This is a genomic window from Methanobrevibacter sp. (genome assembly GCF_017468685.1).
Taxonomy (GTDB): domain Archaea; phylum Methanobacteriota; class Methanobacteria; order Methanobacteriales; family Methanobacteriaceae; genus Methanocatella.
The window spans coordinates 52,156-71,250 of record NZ_JAFUHT010000034.1 but is presented as its reverse complement, the minus strand read 5'-3'; the positions used below and the strand labels follow the sequence as shown (position 1 = coordinate 71,250).

The following is a 19,095-nucleotide window of genomic DNA, read 5'->3' as shown; positions in this document are numbered from 1 at the left end:
TGTTAATTTTACAGTTTTACTTGTTTTTTGGAAATAACTATTACCTGCAAATTTAATAACTGCTTTGAATTTACCTTTTTTGGTTAATTTTGTAATTTTAAAGGTTGCTTTACCTTTAGCATTTGTTTTTGCCTTGTAAAGTTTACCCTTAACTTTCAAGGTAACTTTTGCATTTTTAATAATTTTTCCCTTATTGTTTTTTAATGTAATAGTGTATTTTTTAGTTTTTGTTTTAGCTTTGAATTTTTTGTTTTTAGCTGCAATTGATGATTTAGCTTTATTAACTACCACTTTAGCATTAGCTGATGATTTAACATATTGATCATCACCCTCGAAAGTAACAGTTGCAGTATAAGTTTTTGGTGCTAAAGTGATTGCCAATTTAACCTGACCGTTTGAATCGGTGGTCAATACCTGATTGACACTACCAATTGAAACTTTAACTATTTTATTTGCTAAAACTTTACCATTAGCATCTTTTAATGATGCAATCAGATTACCTGAATTATACACAATATTGACATTAGGCACAATGATTTGTGTTTGGGTTTTACTTGCTGCAGAATTGGAATTTACATTAACTGTTTGAGTTACTTCAAATGATGCGAAATTATCATCACCCAAGTATTTAAATACAACTGTATGATTTCCAGAAGATAATGTTTTTGGCAATTCAAAATCAATTTTACCGTCTTTTACTTCAGCAGCGTAAAGAGTTCCGTCAATATCAATTAAAACATAGCTTGAAGCAGTTTCAGGTAAATTCAAATTAACTTTACCATCATCAGAAACAGTAATCAAATTGGTTTGATCATCACTTGGAACAACATCTTTTTTACTTACTTTAAATGAAGAAGTATTGGTTAATCCATTGTAATTGTTATCTCCAGCGTAATTTACAACAATTGAATAACTTCCAGGAGTTAAATCATTAATGGTTACATTTTCATTGCTTGAAACAACATAAGATTTGCCGTCAACAGTAATAGTTAATTTACCGGTTACAGTATCTGCCACTACAGCACTAACGTTAACAGGATTATCAGCTTCAATATCCTGTGAAACAATGATTATTATTGGATTAATCTTGTTTACAGTAATGTTGGTTGATTTATAATCTGCAAAGTATTCATCATCTCCATCATAAATTACAGTAATGTCATAATATCCTGCATTTAAGTTAGGAACATTAACTTTAATTTCACCATTGTTGGTGTCATTTAATTCAATGATTTGCTCAAAGTCATCAATATATACTGAAACATTACCACGAGCATTATTATCCAATTTAATAGTAATTGTTACATTATTTAAGTAATCAACATCATTGGATGTGACATCTAAATTAGCAATTAATTTTATAATAATGGTATTTGATTTAACTGTAGAACCTGTAAGACCGGCATGTTTTGCAGAAATTACATATTCACCGCTTTTCTCAAAAGTATACTCATTAGTCCAGATACCGTTTTCATCCTGTACTGCTTCAACTTCCTCTTCTTCAATGATGAATTTTAAGTTATTATCTGCTAAAATAATCCTATTATCATTATCATCTGTTATGATTGCAGTTAAATTATAATCTAAACCGCCCTGATAATCTTCATCATCCACTATTTCAATGTTAACTTCAGATGAAATACTATTTTTAGCTAAGAAAATATAATTTTCATCACCAAGAGTGTTTTGTGAAAGAGTTAAAGTTCCAGCTGAGTAAATTGCATATTTAGTTTCAAGACTTGATATTAATGATTCAGTTACAGTTAAAGCACCACTGTCAATGTAAATTACTCCATTTTCATTTGCAACATCTTCAGAAAATGCAGAGTTTAAAACAGATGCTGAACCATCAATTACATATAATGAAGCACCATTATCTGCAGTATTTTTGGAAAATGTATCTTCTGAAATTTCAGTATTGACAGTATTGTTTAAAAAGACGGATCCTCCGTTAACTGCATTGTTATTTCTGAAATCAGAGCCTGTAATTTCATAATCTTCAACATCATTTAAGTAAATAGCCCCACCGTTAACTGCAGTATTATCACTGAAATGAGATTCAGTTATTGTAGTGTCATCTCCACCATTGAATGAATAGACAGCACCACCGTTGACTGCAGTGTTATTGTTGAATGTGATTTCATTGAATGTGGATTTATCAACATTGGTCAAGAGTAATGCTCCACCATTATTTGCAGCAGTATTGTTATTGAATGTTAACTGTGAAACTTTAGCATTATATGCTCCTGAAATATAAAATGCACCACCATTAACTGCATTATTGTCATTGAAGTTCAATTGAGAAATGCTTCCTTTATCATCGGAAGAACTTAACCAATAAATAGCACCACCATCATTAGTTGCAGTATTTCTTGTAAAATTTGAATTTAATATTTCTAATGTATTAGTGCTTGAATAACTTGAACTTGCAGAGATATAAATTGATCCTCCATTTAATGCAGTATTATTGATGAATTGGATATTGTTCAATTCTGCTCCTTGACTGTTGTATATGTAAACTGCTCCACCATTTTGACCTGCAATGTTATTTTTAAATGTCGCATCAATTATTTCCGGATTGTCACTAGCAGTTATATAGACAGCACCTGCATTTGTTAATGCGGTATTATCTTCAAAGTTTAATTTTTGAAGTGAAATACTGCTACTGGAAGATGCATAAATAGCCCCTCCAATTTTTGCTGCAGTATTATTGATGAATTCTGATTGAACAATTTCTCCTGAACTACTTCCATCAAATACTATTGCACCACCATTTCCAGATGCATTATTATTCTTAAATTTATTTCCAGATAACACAGGAGTTGCTGATTGAAAAATGTAAATTGCTCCAGCATTACCATTTAAAGCAGTGTTATTTATGAATTCGTTATTTGTAATTGTTGGATTACGACTATACCAATAGATTACACCACCATCTGTTGCTGCAGTACCGTTGATGAATTTAGAATTAGTTATAGTACCATATTGACCTGTCCAGTAAATGATACCTCCACGTGCATCGGATTTGGAATTTTCTATTGTAATGTTTATTAAACTTCCATAATTACTAGCCCAATAAATAGTTCCACCTTGATTTGTAGCTGTTGAATTAATAAATGTAGTATTTATTATTTGACCATATGTGTTAGATGAACCTGCCCAGTAAACTGCTCCAGCATAGCTTTTGGAACTTGAATTGATGATTGTGGAATTAATAATATTTCCATTTGCACCTACCCAATAAAATGTTCCTCCACTGCCTGCAGCAGTCGAATTAATGAAAGTTGAATTAATAATTTTAATATTTTTATCATTTACATAAATTGCACCAGCACTTGTTGTTGCATTGCTGTTAATGAATTTAGAATTTTCAATAGTAATATCAGGGTCATCTATATATACTGCACCACCAGTTTTTGATTTTGAATTGATGAAATTTGAATTTGATATTGTTGTTCCTGACCCAGTTGCAATATGCAATGAGCCTCCCTGACCACTAGAAGATGTTGTAGTACTGTTAATTACAGTTATATCAGATATTACACTATCTGCACCGTACCAATATATGGAACCACCAAACTTTCCTGCAGTATTATTTATAAAAGTGGAATTTAAAAGTTTAGAATTTGGACTTTGATATAAATAAATAGCTCCACCGTTACCGCTTGAACTTAAAGCTTTATTGTTAATAAATTTGGAATTAGTTATTTCAACATTATATGATGAACCTGATCCATATTCATAAAATGCCCCACCGTCTGTTGCTGCAGTATTGTTTATGAATGTGGAATTAATTATTTTTCCAGAGGTATAATAAAATGTTACAGCTCCACCATATCTTCCAGCTGCATTATTGATAAAAGTAGAGTTTATAATTGTAGCATCATCCCCATACCATCTTATAGCTCCACCGTAATAATCAGAAGTGGTTTGAGTTGATTTACCATTGATAAAGATTATATTTTTTAAAATAACATTATCTGCATTAATATGGAATATCTGACTAAATCCGTTTGCATCAATCTTATGATTTTTTCCATCTATTGTCAAACCATCATGATCATCATCGATTAGGATACCAGTTTTGCTTGCAGAGGAATCAAATATATAATCCTTTGTCAGTTCTATTGTTCCATTTGTATTTGTATTTATTAAGTTTTTTAATTCATTGTAAGTACCGATTTCAGTATCATCAGCACTTGTTATGTCGTTTTCTGTTTCAGTTATTATTGTATTTTCTTGATCATCAGCAATTGTTAATTCACTAGCATCAGTTGTTGCAGTTGTTGCTTCATCGGTTACTGCATTTACTGTAGTTATGCTGGCTATTGCTAATATCAATAATATTGTGATTAGTATTTTCTTATTCACGAAAATGAAGCCTCCTGTGTAATTTTTATATTAAGATTACAGCATGTAATCTGTTATTGTTGATTTTTTGGTGTGTGTGAATGTTGAATATTATTTTTCAACAAATTTTTTTAAAAGTAGCCTGGTGAGTATTAAGTTTATACATTCTAGTATATAACTATTGTTATATTTTTACCATTTTGCAAAAAAAATAAAAAAAATTGAAAGGTAAAATAAAAATCATTATTTAATTTTGATAGTTTTAGTAACACTATCCTCAATATAAATTACTTTATATTTGTATGTTTTACCTTTCTTAAGTTTTTTAATAATGTTTTTCTTAATTTTAAAGTAAGCAATGCCTTTACCATTTGTTTTAAGTTTAAATGTTTTTCCTTTAAACCTAACTTTTAGTTTTTTATTTTTAAGAACACTTTTAGCTTTAAGTGTAATCTTAATTTTAATGGTCTTTGAGGATTTTTTCACTTTAACATTTTTAGCGATAATAACAGGTTTAACTACGATTTTATTGGAAACCTTAAATCCTTTATATTCAGCAGTGATAATATATGTCTTATGTGCAAGATTAATTTTAAGTGAAGCATATCCATTATTATTAGTTTTAACATAATAGGTTACTCCATGAACCTTAAAAGTCACGATTTCACCTGCTTTAACCGGGTTTCCATCATCACCGTATGCACGTACTGTATAATAGGACTGTCTGTAGAAAATATTCAAATCTGAATTTTCCTGTATCCTATCAACAATATTCAATGATCTAATCAAACTTTCATTGGTTAACAAATTTTTAACTTCAACAGTGTACTTACCCGAATACAATTTAGCGTTTAAAATTGCTACACCATTATTATCTGTTTTAACCTTATATGAATGATTGTTGATTATGAATTCTACTTCAGAATTCTTTAATTCTTTTCCATATTTATCTTTAAATGTTGCCTCAAAGTCTTTGCCGGAGTTATATCCCCTTGTCAGGTTTTCTGCAAAGACTGTAATAAAAGGTTTCACTTTAATTGTTGCATTCAAAGAGCTATCGAAGTAATCATTATTGCTTGTGTAAATTGCAGTAACATTATATGTTCCAGCATCTTCAAATGTAACATTAAATTCAATTACACCTTTATTAGTGTCATTCAATTGAATTTTATAGGTTTCATTTCCTATTATTAAAGTTATGTTTCCACGAGCATCTTCATCCAAAGTGATAGTAATAGTAGCGTTTTCACCCAAATTAATATCTTTGGTTGAAATGTTGAATTTAGAGTCAAACTTAATAATTACTGTACCTTTAAAGATATTTGCTGTTGTTAAGTTTTCCTGAGAAGCTGAAACAACATAAACTCCAGGCTTTGTGAATGTATAATCATAGGACCATACACCATATTCATTCTGTGCTGCTTCAACTAAATTTTTATCAACATCAAATTTTAACCTGGTGAAATTACCAGACAAGACAATCTTGTTATTGTTATCATCGAATATTAGAGCTTTTAAAGTGACATTTGAGAGAGAGTACTTTGTTTGATTTTCTAAAACGATAATATTAGTTTTTGAAAGAATTTTCTTATCCTCCAGATAGATATAATTCTCTTCATTTAAGTTATTATTACTTAAAGTCAAATCTGAAGTTGAAAATATACTATAACTTGATGTTTTATCTGTAAAGTTTGAATCTGAAACTTTAACAGTGCCTTTATTTATTCTTACGGATTGTCCATAAGTTGCAGCATTGTTAATGAATTCAGATGTTGATATTTCACCATTACTATTTTCCCAACTTATAGCACCACCATTGTTTAGGGCAGTGTTATTGATAAAGATTGATTTTGATATTTCTCCTTTGTTAGTGTCTTGGAATCTGATTGCTCCACCATTTGTTCGTAGTGCCTTATTTCCTATAAATGTTGAATTTGTTATAACTCCATTTGGGCTATTGTACCAGTGGATTGCTCCTCCACCATTTGTTGATGTTGCATTGTTTTCTATAAATGTGGAATTTTTCAATGTTGCTTTTTCACCACGATACCAGTAGATTGCTCCACCGCGATACCCTTTATTGCCTTTAAAGTATAGGCTTGTGAATTGTGCATTGTTACTTGAGTCTCCACCTATTGCTCCACCATTGGTAGCGCTATTATTTATGAATCTTGAATTTATCACTACTGCATTTGCACATGTCCAAAAGTATAATGCTCCACCGTAACCAGCAGATCCCAGTACTTTATTGTTGGTGAAATTGGAGTTTGAAATTGTAATTCCATTAGCGTTTTTAGGAGCATATATTGCTCCGCCCTGGCCATTGTATGCTGTGTTGTTATCAAAGTGAGAGTTAGTAATTTTTCCATTACTTCCTGCCCAGTAGATAGCTCCTCCAGTATCATCTGCATAATTGTTTTTAAAGGTTGAGTTAATTACCTGACCGTTACTTCCGCTCCAGTAAATAGCTCCACCATAATCGTTATTATAACGGTAGTGATAATAATATCCGTTGATTATGGTTAAATCTTTTAGTATAACATTGCTAGCTGTAATTTCAAAGATCCTTCCTTGACCCTGAGCGTCTATTACATGATTATTCCCATTAATAGTAACACTTCTGGATATTGAAATTCCATCATTAAAGTCATCATCTGTGGAACTGTCGAATTTATAGTCTTTTGTTAAATCTATAGTTCCGCCACTACTTACTAATTCCTGTAATTCTGTAAATGTTCCTGTTTGTTCACTTAAAATATTGTCCAAATTATCTGCTGACAATTCATCATCACTACTATTTGAGACTAAATCTATATCTGAGGTTGCGTTTACTGAATTTATAGCAATGAAGAATAGAACTAATAATATTAGAACATATTTTTTATCAATCACGAATTGAAAACCTCCATTTTTTTGATTGATTACTTGCGTAACCAGGTTTTTGGTGTGTGAATGAAAAATATCATCATATTTTTTGATGACATTTAAAAGTAGTCTGGCGAATATGTAGTTTATATCTTCTAGTATATAACTATTGTTATATTTTTTATAACTGATTAAAAAAATTGAAGTAAAATAACTATATTGATGTAAAATATTTTTGTAATTTAGCAAATATGATCAGATTAAACAATAGATTTAAATACCTCTTTACAAAATATTAATTTAGCAAAATATAACTATTGTTATTTTTTTGCGTTTTCATTACTCGGGCGAAAAAAAATAAAAGTGATGAAAAACATGACTAACACAATTACTATCGAAGAATACTTAAACGAAGAGTCAAACACAACAATACTGATTGATGTGAGAGACAAGGAAGAATTAAATCTAGGAAAAATTGAAAATTCAATACATATACCATTAGAAGAAATATCATACAACTTAGATTCAATAGATAAAAATAAAAAAATCTACATTTACTGTAAAACAGGAAAAAGAAGTAACGAAGCAGTTGAACAATTATCCGAATTAGGATACGATGCATATACCCTCGAAGGAGGATATGAAGCCTATAAAAATCATGTAAGTTCACTTGAACCTGTAAAAATTGATGCTAAAGGCGAAATGTGTCCAGGACCAATCATTAAAGTTGCAGATACAATCAAAGAATTAAGAGATGGTCAGAAAGTATATGTTGAAGCAACTGAAGATGCGTTCGAATCAGACATAAAAATATGGGCTGAAAGAACAGGAAATAATTTGGAATCATTAAAAATTGAAGATGGAATCATAAAAGCAGTAATACAAAAAATAGATAAACCACAAATACCAGCAGACAATGACAAGACTTTTGTAGTATTCAGTGGAGATTTAGATAAAACCATTGCAGCATTCATCATAGCAAATGGAGCCGCATCAATGGGAAGAGATGTAACAATGTTTTTCACATTCTGGGGATTAAACATCCTAAGAAGACCTGAAAAAGTAAGTGTCAAAAAGACATTGATTGAAAAGGCATTTGGATTCATGATGCCAAGAGGAACCAAAAAATTAGGATTGTCAAGAATGCAAATGGCAGGTGCAGGCCCAAGAATGATCAGGTCAATAATGGATTCCAAAGGAATTTTATCCCTCGAAGAATTAGTTGAAACAGCAAAAGAACATGGAGTTCGTCTTGTAGCATGTCAGATGTCAATGGACATTATGGGAATCCATAAAGAAGAACTGATAGATGGAGTTGAACTAGGTGGAGTATCAACATTTATTGGTTCCGGAGAAAAAAGTGATATGAGTTTATTCATATAAAATATGTTTAATTTGTAAAACAAATTAAACATTAATTTATTTTAATTATTAACTGTATTTATCTTTTAATACATTCATTATTTTTAATTTTTCAAATGCAACATCTTTTGGAGCTCTTCTCAAACCGCAATCAGGGTCCAATAGTAAATTGTCCTTTCCAACAATTTCAACAGCTTTTTTAATCAAATCCTCAACATCATCAATATTATCAACAGTATTTACTGATGAGTCAACACATCCAAAGCCGATCTTTTTATCAGAAATCAAATTATAATTCTCCTCTAAAACTCCTAAATTAACATTGTTTCCTGCAAATTCAAAATCAAGAATATCAACATTAAAACGAGCAATATCTTTAAAAGCATCCTTTAATATACCACAAACATGCATAGCCAAAGGAACATCCAAACCATCTTTTAAAATTGAAATAGCTTCACGGGCAGTTTTCATATCAACCATACCAGTTGATAAAAACGGTTCGTCAATTTGAATGTATACAGGTTCCACTTTACTGGCAATCGCATCCACTTCATATTTAAGGCTGTGAGCCAAATCAAGTATGGCATCTTCCTTGTTTTTATAGAAACCCTGAATTCTTGAAGAGTGAACAATAGTATTTGGACCAGTAATGATTCCTTTAACACCTTTTCCTTCGGGAATATTGCCGTTGAAATATTCTTTCATTACTTTTTTAGCATACTGAAGGTCTTTAATGGAAATTTCCTGAATAGGCTTTCTGATTTTTGAGACAATCTCAGTATTGCCGTCAACAATTTTCATTCCGGGAATATATTCAGTAAAAATAGAAACCATGTCACCCCTGACCTGACCGTCAGAAACAATATCTACGCCTGCATCAAGCTGGGCGATAATACTCTCTTTAATTGATTCATTAAATGCATCATATGCACCTAATGCCTTGAGCAATTTATCTTTAGTTGAAGTTGCTTCTTTTACTTCAACTGGAAAACTTCCAACTACAGTTGATTTCATTTTTTATTACCAGTATCTAATTTTCTGATTTTTTCAACTTCTTCTTCATCAATTGGAAGCTCCACAACTGATGTTCCGTGACACGGTTTGGTGTATGGTAGGAAAACGGTTCCTTTTTCATGATCAAATCCTATTGGTATTGGTGGAATACCTATTACACGAACACCTAATACTTCATCTCCAGGTTTAATATATACCAAATCATCAGCTTTAAAACGGATAATCATGGCACAGTCTTTAAAACCTGCTTTTGAAGCATGAATCTCATAATTATCGGATTGCTGTAAATAAGTATCTAAACAGAAAGACATTTTATTCAATCTCCTTAATTGCTCTGTCAAATTTAACTTTAATTGGTGAAGGATTATGGAAAGCTCTTACAGCAGTGATTAAAGCGTTGCTTCCGCTTTCTTCAATCATTGTTACAAATTCCGCCACTTCATCTGCATCTCTTGAAAATACAAGGGCAAGTGATTTGCATTGTAAAATCTGTTCAAATGTTACGAAAAATGATGCTGCTGCGTCCTTGTGAACAAAACCCACTAATAAATCAAAGTCACCAGAGTTTATTTCACCTAAAAGTCTTTCTAAATCAACTATATTTAACTTATAATAATCTTCAGGGTCAGAAATTTTAACCAGTTTTTTAGCTGCAGGATTAGCTGCAATAGTTGTATCATAACCCAATTTTGTTAATTTATTAAAAACATAAACTGCCATTGGAGTTTGAGATGGAGTTTCAGGACATCCTAGCAATACCAAAGCTTTCATATAACTACCTCTTATGATCTTGTTTTAAGTGTAACTACATTAGCTAAAATCAATGTACCTACGAAAATGAATGTTAATAATGCCATACCATTAATAGACCTGTTAAATATAAACAATCCGATTAATGATTGTGCACAGAATGATGCTAGAGCACCAGTTAATAATACTTCTCTTCCAAGATATTTCTTATTATTTTTCTCTCTTTTCTCTCTGTATTTCTTCAATACTTTAAATCCTATTACAATGGTTCCGACTACAAATAACATCAATCCGACAAGTCCAAGTATACCAAAGTCAAAACCGTATCCGAAAATACCCGGAAGCATATAATCGATTGTATCCTTTTGATTTACAAGAATACCGAAAAACATCGGGAATGGAAGACCGAAGAACAGTACCAGCTGCATCGGCAGGGTAATATAACCTTCAGCGAATGCCGTACCTTCTGCTCCCCAATATGAAGCATCTGCACTGTGACCAATCAGTTGAATATTATGCAATACTGTCTTAATACTTGACAAAGAGTATTGTTCAATCCTTCCCAACCTCAATAAAGGTGAAAAAATTGTCATTCCAGATACTCTTGCAATAATCTCCAACAGTACAAAACCAACGCCTGCAGCTCCTAAAAACATCATGATTCTTCTTGCTGTGAATACTGATTTTTCCCTGAATGACTTGGAAATCATTAAGTATCCGAAGAATAAACCGATTAACCATAATAATAAAAAGGATCTGTGCATTAATCCACCAAATATGGTTATACCTGCAAGGAATAAAATTACAAATCTTCTAAGTGGCCTGATATCCACACCCGATTCCTTCATTACCTTCAGAGATGCTAAAGCCGCCACAGTTCCAAGCAATGCTATCGGACCGAATGGGTGAGTGAATTCCGCCTGACTTGAGGATATTACCAAAAGTGCAATATCTGCTCCAAAAATTAATGTGAAACCTCCCATGATAAACAATGATAAAAAGGTCACTACACTTAAAGATAATGGGATTAAGTTTAAAGCAAACACCCATACAACAAATAGCATAATAGCTACTTCTACAATTAATTGTAAGTGGTTTTGAGCAATTAACAACATATTAAAATCACAATTCTCTATTTTTTTAAAATTTAAAAAGTGGACTGACCGGGATTTGAACCCGGGGCCTCCGCCATGCCAAGGCGACGATCTACCATCTGAGCTACCAGCCCAAAAAATGAATATTATATTATATAATTTGAAGGTATTACTATAAAAAACTATTTACCATTTCGAGCCAAATCATATAGGTTATCTATAATTACCTGGAAAAGGTCATCAGTTTCAACATCAATTTTTTCATGAGGGTTTACAATAAAATCCAATGCCTTTTCTATTACCTCATCAGTGTCATTGGACCTATACATCAAACCTTTATTGATGTAATACTGATCAACAGACAATGTTTCACCAGGATAACATGAAATAACTGGAGTTTGAAGAATTGCAGCTTCCCTGTTCATTGTTCCACCAGCACCGATAACAAGATCTGCTTTTTTAATAATGCTTGAGGTATCTACTGGAGGCTTTAGGATTGAAACGTTTTCAATTCCTTCAAATATTTCAGCCTGTTCCTTAAATCTTGGCAGGATTAGGATGTTGGCTACGTTTTTTAGCTCGTCAACTATTGGTGAGAGTACAGACTTTCTGCAATCAGCATCAAGGTATGATGCAAGTGAAGGTTCCGGTCTCATCAATATAGTTTTAGGATGATTTAATTTCAAGTTCAAATCATCAAACACATTGTCATTATATTCAAAGCTTTTGAAATGCATTAATTCAGATGTTCCATTATATGGAATAATAGTGTTTGGATCTGCTCCGTATTCCATCAGTTTCCAGAAATTTATAATGTCCGGTGTGATAATTCTGTCACATAAGGGAAGAGTCAGTTTATTGGCAGCCAGAGCATGCTCATTGTCAAGAACATACAGGCTTGGAATCCCTAAACCGAAAGTGATTCTTGGAAGTTCAATGGAATGCTTGCTAAGGGCAACATCCACCTTTTCGTCATGTATGATGTCTACAAGTTTGAATACCCTTTGGGTGCTTTCCCTTAACTTGTCATAAAGGCTTACACCATGCTTTCCAACGGATATATAGTCAATTTCATACATGTCAAGTAACTTATGGATATCTCCGAATTGTCTGGCAGTGACAATTACATCCTCACCTTCCGCTTCCAAATATTTTATTACATCTTTAAAAAACCTTACATGAGGCGCATTTGAGATATCTATCCATACTTTCATGTTACCACCTGAATAATAAATTTATTTCATCGCATCTTCAATTACTTTAATGATTTCATCCAATCCAGTACCCTCTTTTAAGCTGGATTTGATTACTTTAATGTTAGGGTTTAACTTTTGAGCATCTGCAACCATCTTGTCTGCATCAGCTCCAACAGCATCTGCAAGATCAACCTTGTTGATTACAACCACATCAGAGGTCTGGAATATAATCGGGTGTTTTTCGACAGTGTCATCACCTTCAGTCACACTTACAACAACTATTCTTAAGTGTGAACCTAAATCAAAGTCAACCGGACAGATTAGATTGCCCACATTTTCAATGATTACCATGTCCAAGTCATCTAACGGCAAGTCTTCCAATCCATGACCCACTAAATGTGCATCCAAATGGCATTCCTTGCCTGTGTTGAGTCCCACTACAGGTACGTCATGTTTTTCTATACGTCCTGCATCGAATTTTGAGATTACATCTCCTGCAAGAACTCCAATTTTATAATCAGTATTATCAATTATTTCTTCTACAAGTGTTGTTTTACCGGAACCTATTGCTCCTACAAAGTCAACACAAAAAATATCTTTTTCTTCCAAGTTTTTAAGGTTTTTATCAGCTAATCTTTTATTGGCATCCATAATGTTTTTTGCTACTTCAACATCTGCTACTTGGTGCATTCTTTCACCTCATTAATTTAATTATCATCAGGTTTTTCTATAACAATATTTTTAACTACAATATCTTTTCCATTCAATGTTTCTACACTCAAACTGTCACATTCAGGACATTTCACTAATGGAGCATAGTGATCACTATCATCAAGTATAGCTTCACCATGGAATTCACAATCATTACATTGGATTTCTGCAGGAATTTCCTCGAAATTAATTTCTGCATCTTCCATTATAGTATTTTCAATTAAAATTCCTAAAATAAATTCCAATTGTTCTGGATTAATCATTGCAAGTCTTCCAACTTCAACGGTAACTTCATTAACTTCAGTCGCATTATTTGCTTCTGCAGTTTCTAGAACTGCATTGATAATACCCTGAGCCATTGATAATTCGTGCATTTAACTACTCCTTATAAACTTTAATATTTTAATTTTATCGCTATTAATTAATAAAAGTTTTTAATACAAAAAATGAAAATTAGTAATATGGTAGATTTAATTGCAGGAAATTTAATTGCTAATCTAATATTAATCATATCATTAATTCTGATTTCAATTCCAGGACTGATATATTTCAAAAATAGAAAACTAACTAATAATCCATTGATTGTCCCGAATAATATTTCTTTCAACATAGATTTATGTCATTTAAACGGACTTTATCGGGAAAAATTAACTAAAAACAGGGGCATAATCACAACCTACGGATTAGTTATTGAAATAACACGATTAATCAGCTCAGGATATATTTCTGTAGAAATCAATGAAAATGCAAGTACTGCTTATGAAAAAATAACATTAAAAATCAATAATTCAAAAACAAAAAAGCTTAGTTCATCCGATAAATCAATTATAAACATTTTAAAATTATTTGATAATTCAAAAATTAATTTAAAATCGATGGACGATAAATTAAACAATAAGTCAACTATGAAAAAATTCATTAATAGTTATAGGGATTGGTTTTTGAAAGTTGAAAGAAAAAATACTTCTAAATCATATTACATTACAAAATATAGAAATTCATTTGTTTTTTTAACCATTGTGCTCATAATTTATTTGACATTAACAATTATTATTCTTGTAAATGATAATGCTCCTTTTACTTATATTTTAATTCAGTTTTCCACATTACTAACATATATCTTTTATAATTTTAAATTTGATAATATATTCGGACAGTACACCCCTGAAGGAAAAGAATTTTTAAATGTTTTAAATTCTCTTAAAAACTATTTAACATCTCATCCAACAATTGAAAAATATCCTCCAAGAGATTGGAATAGGTTTTTACTTTACAGCGTTTGCTTTGATGTTCATTATGAGTTTTTAGACCATATGAATCAATTGAGGACTTACAAAAAAGAGGATGTGCAAGTATTTATTGAAAATGATGGAATTCAAATTCTAAAAGATATTTTCAAGAAATCCAAAATCAATGAGTATACTTTTAGAAAAGATGAAAATAAAGGTAATGATGATGTGGATGTTTCTGAGTTGATTCCACCGGTGTATTATACTGATGTAATGTTGCTATTCTCAATATTTAAATAATTCAATAATTAAAAAATATCATAAGGAGATAATATTATGACTTACAAATCTAAATTCGGTTTTGGTTGTATGAGATTACCTCTAACCAACGCTGATGACCCAACATCAGTCAATCAGGAACTGTTCAATGAAATGGTTGATATCTATATGGAAAAAGGATTCAACTACTTTGACACTTCCTATGCCTACCATAACGGTACAAGCGAAACAGCCATGAGAAAAGCAATAGTTGAAAGATATCCGCGTGAATCATTTGAAATCTGTGACAAGATACCTACTTGGGCGCTGACAAGTGAAAGCGACAATGAAAAATTCGTTAATGAGATGCTAGAAAGACTGGGAATTGAATACTTTGACGTATTATTTATACACAATATCAATGTTCCATGGTTTAAATTGGCTGAAAAGCACAATTCATTTGAATTTTTAAAAGACATGAAAAAAAAGGGAATTGCCAAAAAAATTGGTTTCAGTTTCCACGACAAGGCAAATCTATTAGAAAAAGTTTTGGACAAATACGGTGAATATCTTGATGTTGTTCAGCTTGAACTTAACTATCTTGACTGGGAAGATGAATCAATCGAATCACACAAATGTTACGATTTATGTACCCAATATGGAATTGATGTCTATGTAATGGAACCACTAAAAGGCGGAGTTATCGTCAATCAATCCGAAGAAATCAACAGGGAATTTGAAAATTTTAATCCTGACAAATCAATTGCAAGCTTTGCATTAAGATTCTGCGCTTCACTTGATAATGTAAAAATGGTTTTATGCGGCATGAACAAGATGGAAGACATGATTGACAACTGCGATACCTTTGAGAATTTTGAAGTTTTAAGTGATGAAGAAAATCAATTTTTAGAAAAAATGGGCTTAAAACTAAAAGAGACTCTTGCTGTACCGTGCAGTGAATGTGGATATTGCATAAAAGAGTGCCCTTCAATGATTCCTATACCTGAATATTTCCATATCTACAATACCAGCAAAAATCAGCCCGAATCAAATATCTACAGATTATATTACGATAAACTGGCAGATGAAAAGGTTCCTGCTGAAGATTGTACATATTGTGGAACCTGTCTGGACTTCTGTACACAAAATATAGACATTCCGGAAGAGCTGGAAAATGTATGTAAACACTTTGAGGAAGGATTCAGCCCATACGGCTAGGAAACCCTCATTTTTAACTCACGGACCATTTCACCATTTTTATTTATTTTTGATGCCTTTTTATAATACTCAATCGCCTTTTGGAAAATGCCTGAATGATAATAAATCAATCCCATCAATGCCAATGCTTCTGAATTTTTATCATCAAAATCCAACAGTTTTTCCAATATTTCTGAGGAAGTTGCAAGATCGCCCTGTTCAAATAAATCATAAGCCTCTTCATATAATGTTTCTATATCATCAAGAGAATTCAGCTTAACTTCCTGTTTTTGGGGCTTATTGGTAAGAAGCACTTCAAGTTCATTTGCCATTTCATTTGACCTATCACATGAAAGTGCCTTTTTGGTAAATACCAATGCTATGTCTCTTTGGTCTTGCTCGTATAAAATCTGCGCCATAAGTGATAGTGCATTGGAGTGTTTATTGTCATGAGCCAAAATTGAATTGAGAACATCTTTTGAAGCGGAATAATCCCCTTTATTATATAATTCAAGGGCATCATCAAACTCATCGGGAATTTCCTCGTTTTCAATAGTGATTTCAGCTTCCACTTCCTCATCACTTCTAGCTATTAAATTCCTCATATATTCCAGAATATATTTAGTGGCATTTTTATGCAACGGCTTATTATCATTTCCACATTTTGGAGAATAAATGCAAGCGGGACAGCCGCTTTGGCATTGGCAATTATCCAATAAATCAATGGTTGAATTTAACAATTCTATAAACACATCAACAGCTTTCTCACAAATACCAATTCCACCTTCATAACCGTCATAAATGAATATTGTAGCTTCCTGTGTGTCTTCATGATAATTGGTTGAAAGTCCACCAATATCAAACCTGTCACACATTGTATGAAGTGGAAAGAGTCCGATTAAAGCATGTTCTGCACCATGCAATCCGCCCGCAAAGACTTCCTCCTCATTTGGAAACATATCCTCCAATGTGTCCTTAACCTGTTTTGGTATTGTAAACCACAATCCTTTGGTATTGAATTTTAATGGCGGCAAATCAAGAGGGTATGTTCCAACCGCCTTAGAAAATTGCATTTTTTTATATTTAAAGTAATCTTCACTAACTGTCAATTCGCCAAAGTGTATTGTCAGCTTGCCATATTTTGTTTTTGACAGTTTCTTTTTAATGTTAATGTCAGTCTGGTTTAAAACCATTGTATGATAATCAACTTCCTGTTTTGATACATTAACAAATCCATTCTTTAAATTAACACTATTTACAACATAAGTGTCCCCTTTGTTGATTAGAATTGCACCTTCATGAGCTTCACGATAGACCTGGGACCTTTCCATAGTTTCAAGAAGTTGACCATTATTCATTACCTTAAACTCTTCAGAAGATATTTGGTCAAGTGAATGGTCCATTGCAGGATTATCGTCGTACGGATAAATAAAGTCCCCTCTATGATTTTCATATAAATCCTTGCGGGAAACTAGCTTATCAACAACATCCTGTGAAATATCAAAGTACTTTTCCGCTTCACCTCTTTGCAAAGGAAGTTCTTTTGCAGCACATAGAAGGTGTGCATCCTGCAATATAGGATTTTTCAAATCAATGATTGCATTTTCATGAGCCTTGTCAAAGAAGAATTTAGGATTATTCATGAAGTATTGGTCAAGCTGGTTTTCAAAGGCAATCAGTACAGCCAGAGATTTTTGATTGCTCCTTCCTGCTCTTCCTGCCTGTTGCCATGTTGAAATCATTGTTCCGGGATATCCTGAGATGATTACAGCATCAAGTGATCCGATGTTTATTCCAAGCTCCAATGCATTGGTACATGTAACTCCAAGATATTTTCCGCTTTTAAGCCCATCTTCGATTTCTCGTCTTTCAGTTGCCTGATAGCCTGCACGGTAGGCTGCAATTCTATGAGCCAATTGCCCCTTTATTTGAGTCATGTCCTTTTTGGCCCACATGGCAATTAGTTCTGTTGTTTTTCTTGAAACGGTAAAACATAATGTCTGGATGTTTTTAAGCATCATGTACATGAATATGTTTTCAGTCTCCATGTGGACAGACGGTGCATTTTGTGTGTTAATCTTTTTTCTAACGTAATTTTTGAATGGATTATACAGGATGAAATCCTTTTCACCGCTTGGAGAGGTGTCATTGTCAACTAGTGCAAATTCTTCACCTGTCAATCTGTTTGCAAGCTCCAACGGATTGGCCAGTGTTGCAGATGATAAAATGAACTGAGGATATGATCCATAAAAGTTTGCAATTCTTTTAAGTCTTTTAATTAAAAATGCAACGTTTGAGCCAAAGACTCCTTTATAGTAATGTGATTCATCAATGACAATGAAACGCAGGTTTTTATAAAATCTTGACCATTGATGATGCCATGACAATATCAAATGAAGCTGATATGGATTTGTCAGTACAATCCTTGAATTTTCACGTATTCCCCTTTTTTCTGTCCTTGGAGTGTCCCCATCATATGTTCGGGGTTTTAGCTTAATGTCCAATTCTTTTTCCAGGTTCTCCAAAACGTGCAGCTGGTCATTTGACAGAGCCTTTGCTGGGTAAATGTAAAGGGCTGTTGCATCCTTATCCTCAATCATTGTCTCCATTATCGGTAGATTGAAAGCAAGAGTTTTACCTGAAGCGGTCGGTGTTGTTATAATTACATTTTCACCGTTTTGGATTGCTTCATATGTCTCGGCTTGGTGCTGGTACAACTTAACGCCTCTGGAATCAAGATAGTCCACTATTTTTTCATTTAAATTATCAACTTTTTTAAAACTAGCTTTTTTAGCTGGTATAGTTTCAATATGGGCAATATTTTCCCTATATCTCACATCATTTTTAAACATATCAATATGGTTTACCTCAGACATAATATCAGCTAAAATTAATTATATCATTATTTTGGTAATTTATTATATTTAAATCAAATCAGAGAGCATTTGAAAAGTAATAAGAATTAGAAATTATTTGAAGTTAGAAGCAATTGCTCCTAACTTATGCATATTATGGAGAAATTATTACCCCATGTTAAATAATTTGTACATCACTATAAATAAATTTTTG

13 protein-coding genes and 1 tRNA gene are annotated in these 19,095 nt (G+C 32.3%); 3 read left to right on the top strand and 11 right to left on the bottom strand.

Annotation, left to right across the window (positions count from 1 at the left end):
* Positions 1-4,371, bottom strand: a 4,371-nt coding sequence (locus IJ258_RS05050; protein ID WP_292803864.1) for an Ig-like domain repeat protein, incomplete at its 3' end; no start/stop codon positions are given.
* Positions 4,372-4,593: 222 nt separating this feature from the next.
* On the bottom strand, positions 4,594-7,242 hold the full coding sequence (locus tag IJ258_RS05045) for a right-handed parallel beta-helix repeat-containing protein (RefSeq protein ID WP_292803861.1): 2,649 nt from the start codon (positions 7,240-7,242) through the stop codon (positions 4,594-4,596).
* 348 nt (positions 7,243-7,590) lie between these two features.
* Here IJ258_RS05045 and IJ258_RS05040 point away from each other — a divergent pair, with 348 nt between their 5' ends.
* Positions 7,591-8,598, top strand: a complete 1,008-nt coding sequence (locus IJ258_RS05040) for a DsrE/DsrF/DrsH-like family protein (RefSeq protein ID WP_292803857.1) — start codon at positions 7,591-7,593, stop codon at positions 8,596-8,598.
* Positions 8,599-8,646: 48 nt separating this feature from the next.
* On the opposite strand, the gene IJ258_RS05035 is transcribed toward IJ258_RS05040, so the two are convergent.
* From IJ258_RS05035 to hypA, 8 genes are all read right to left on the bottom strand, one after another.
* Positions 8,647-9,591 carry a methionine synthase gene (locus tag IJ258_RS05035; RefSeq protein WP_292803854.1) on the bottom strand — a complete coding sequence of 315 codons (945 nt, stop codon included), beginning with the start codon at positions 9,589-9,591 and terminating at the stop codon, positions 8,647-8,649.
* Positions 9,588-9,902: a DUF1894 domain-containing protein gene (locus IJ258_RS05030; RefSeq protein WP_292603436.1), complete on the bottom strand. Its 315-nt coding sequence runs from the start codon at positions 9,900-9,902 to the stop codon at positions 9,588-9,590. The genes IJ258_RS05035 and IJ258_RS05030 overlap by 4 nt, the downstream gene beginning before the upstream one ends.
* Position 9,903: 1 nt before the next feature.
* Positions 9,904-10,362 (bottom strand): DUF1890 domain-containing protein, encoded by a 459-nt coding sequence (locus tag IJ258_RS05025; protein ID WP_292803851.1) that lies wholly within the window; start codon positions 10,360-10,362, stop codon positions 9,904-9,906.
* 11 nt (positions 10,363-10,373) lie between these two features.
* A complete protein-coding gene (locus IJ258_RS05020) occupies positions 10,374-11,456 on the bottom strand; it encodes a hypothetical protein (protein WP_292803848.1) in 1,083 nt (360 codons plus the stop codon).
* Positions 11,457-11,496: 40 nt separating this feature from the next.
* Positions 11,497-11,569: transfer RNA gene (locus IJ258_RS05015), tRNA-Ala, on the bottom strand.
* 48 nt (positions 11,570-11,617) lie between these two features.
* Positions 11,618-12,649: a DUF354 domain-containing protein gene (locus IJ258_RS05010; RefSeq protein WP_292803845.1), complete on the bottom strand. Its 1,032-nt coding sequence runs from the start codon at positions 12,647-12,649 to the stop codon at positions 11,618-11,620.
* A 21-nt stretch (positions 12,650-12,670) separates the two neighbouring features.
* On the bottom strand, positions 12,671-13,321 hold the full coding sequence (hypB, locus tag IJ258_RS05005) for a hydrogenase nickel incorporation protein HypB (protein ID WP_292803842.1): 651 nt from the start codon (positions 13,319-13,321) through the stop codon (positions 12,671-12,673).
* 17 nt (positions 13,322-13,338) lie between these two features.
* On the bottom strand, positions 13,339-13,716 hold the full coding sequence (gene hypA / locus IJ258_RS05000) for a hydrogenase maturation nickel metallochaperone HypA (RefSeq protein ID WP_292803839.1): 378 nt from the start codon (positions 13,714-13,716) through the stop codon (positions 13,339-13,341).
* Positions 13,717-13,803: 87 nt separating this feature from the next.
* Between hypA and IJ258_RS04995 the strand changes: the two genes are divergently transcribed.
* Together IJ258_RS04995 and IJ258_RS04990 are read left to right on the top strand one after the other, a co-directional pair.
* The gene (locus tag IJ258_RS04995) at positions 13,804-14,871 is read left to right on the top strand and encodes a DUF2207 family protein (protein WP_292803836.1); all 1,068 of its coding nucleotides are present in this window, start codon (positions 13,804-13,806) and stop codon (positions 14,869-14,871) included.
* A 36-nt stretch (positions 14,872-14,907) separates the two neighbouring features.
* Positions 14,908-16,047, top strand: coding sequence for an aldo/keto reductase (locus IJ258_RS04990; RefSeq protein WP_292803833.1), 1,140 nt, complete (start codon positions 14,908-14,910; stop codon positions 16,045-16,047).
* Here the strand turns inward: IJ258_RS04990 and IJ258_RS04985 are convergent.
* Positions 16,044-18,902: a DEAD/DEAH box helicase gene (locus IJ258_RS04985; RefSeq protein ID WP_292803830.1), complete on the bottom strand. Its 2,859-nt coding sequence runs from the start codon at positions 18,900-18,902 to the stop codon at positions 16,044-16,046. The two genes, IJ258_RS04990 and IJ258_RS04985, sit on opposite strands and share 4 nt — an antisense overlap.
* Between the last annotated feature and the right edge of the window lie 193 nt (positions 18,903-19,095).

What these genes read in the sequence shown, in the direction of transcription:
- IJ258_RS05010 (WP_292803845.1), bottom strand. Translation starts at nt 12,649, where the DNA reads ATGAAAGTATGGATAGATATCTCAAATGCGCCTCATGTAAGGTTTTTT.
- IJ258_RS05040 (WP_292803857.1), top strand. Translation starts at nt 7,591, where the DNA reads ATGACTAACACAATTACTATCGAAGAATACTTAAACGAAGAGTCAAAC.
- hypA (WP_292803839.1), bottom strand. Translation starts at nt 13,716, where the DNA reads ATGCACGAATTATCAATGGCTCAGGGTATTATCAATGCAGTTCTAGAA.
- IJ258_RS04995 (WP_292803836.1), top strand. Translation starts at nt 13,804, where the DNA reads ATGGTAGATTTAATTGCAGGAAATTTAATTGCTAATCTAATATTAATC.
- hypB (WP_292803842.1), bottom strand. Translation starts at nt 13,321, where the DNA reads ATGCACCAAGTAGCAGATGTTGAAGTAGCAAAAAACATTATGGATGCC.
- IJ258_RS05035 (WP_292803854.1), bottom strand. Translation starts at nt 9,591, where the DNA reads ATGAAATCAACTGTAGTTGGAAGTTTTCCAGTTGAAGTAAAAGAAGCA.
- IJ258_RS04985 (WP_292803830.1), bottom strand. Translation starts at nt 18,902, where the DNA reads ATGTCTGAGGTAAACCATATTGATATGTTTAAAAATGATGTGAGATAT.
- IJ258_RS05020 (WP_292803848.1), bottom strand. Translation starts at nt 11,456, where the DNA reads ATGTTGTTAATTGCTCAAAACCACTTACAATTAATTGTAGAAGTAGCT.
- IJ258_RS05030 (WP_292603436.1), bottom strand. Translation starts at nt 9,902, where the DNA reads ATGTCTTTCTGTTTAGATACTTATTTACAGCAATCCGATAATTATGAG.
- IJ258_RS05025 (WP_292803851.1), bottom strand. Translation starts at nt 10,362, where the DNA reads ATGAAAGCTTTGGTATTGCTAGGATGTCCTGAAACTCCATCTCAAACT.
- IJ258_RS04990 (WP_292803833.1), top strand. Translation starts at nt 14,908, where the DNA reads ATGACTTACAAATCTAAATTCGGTTTTGGTTGTATGAGATTACCTCTA.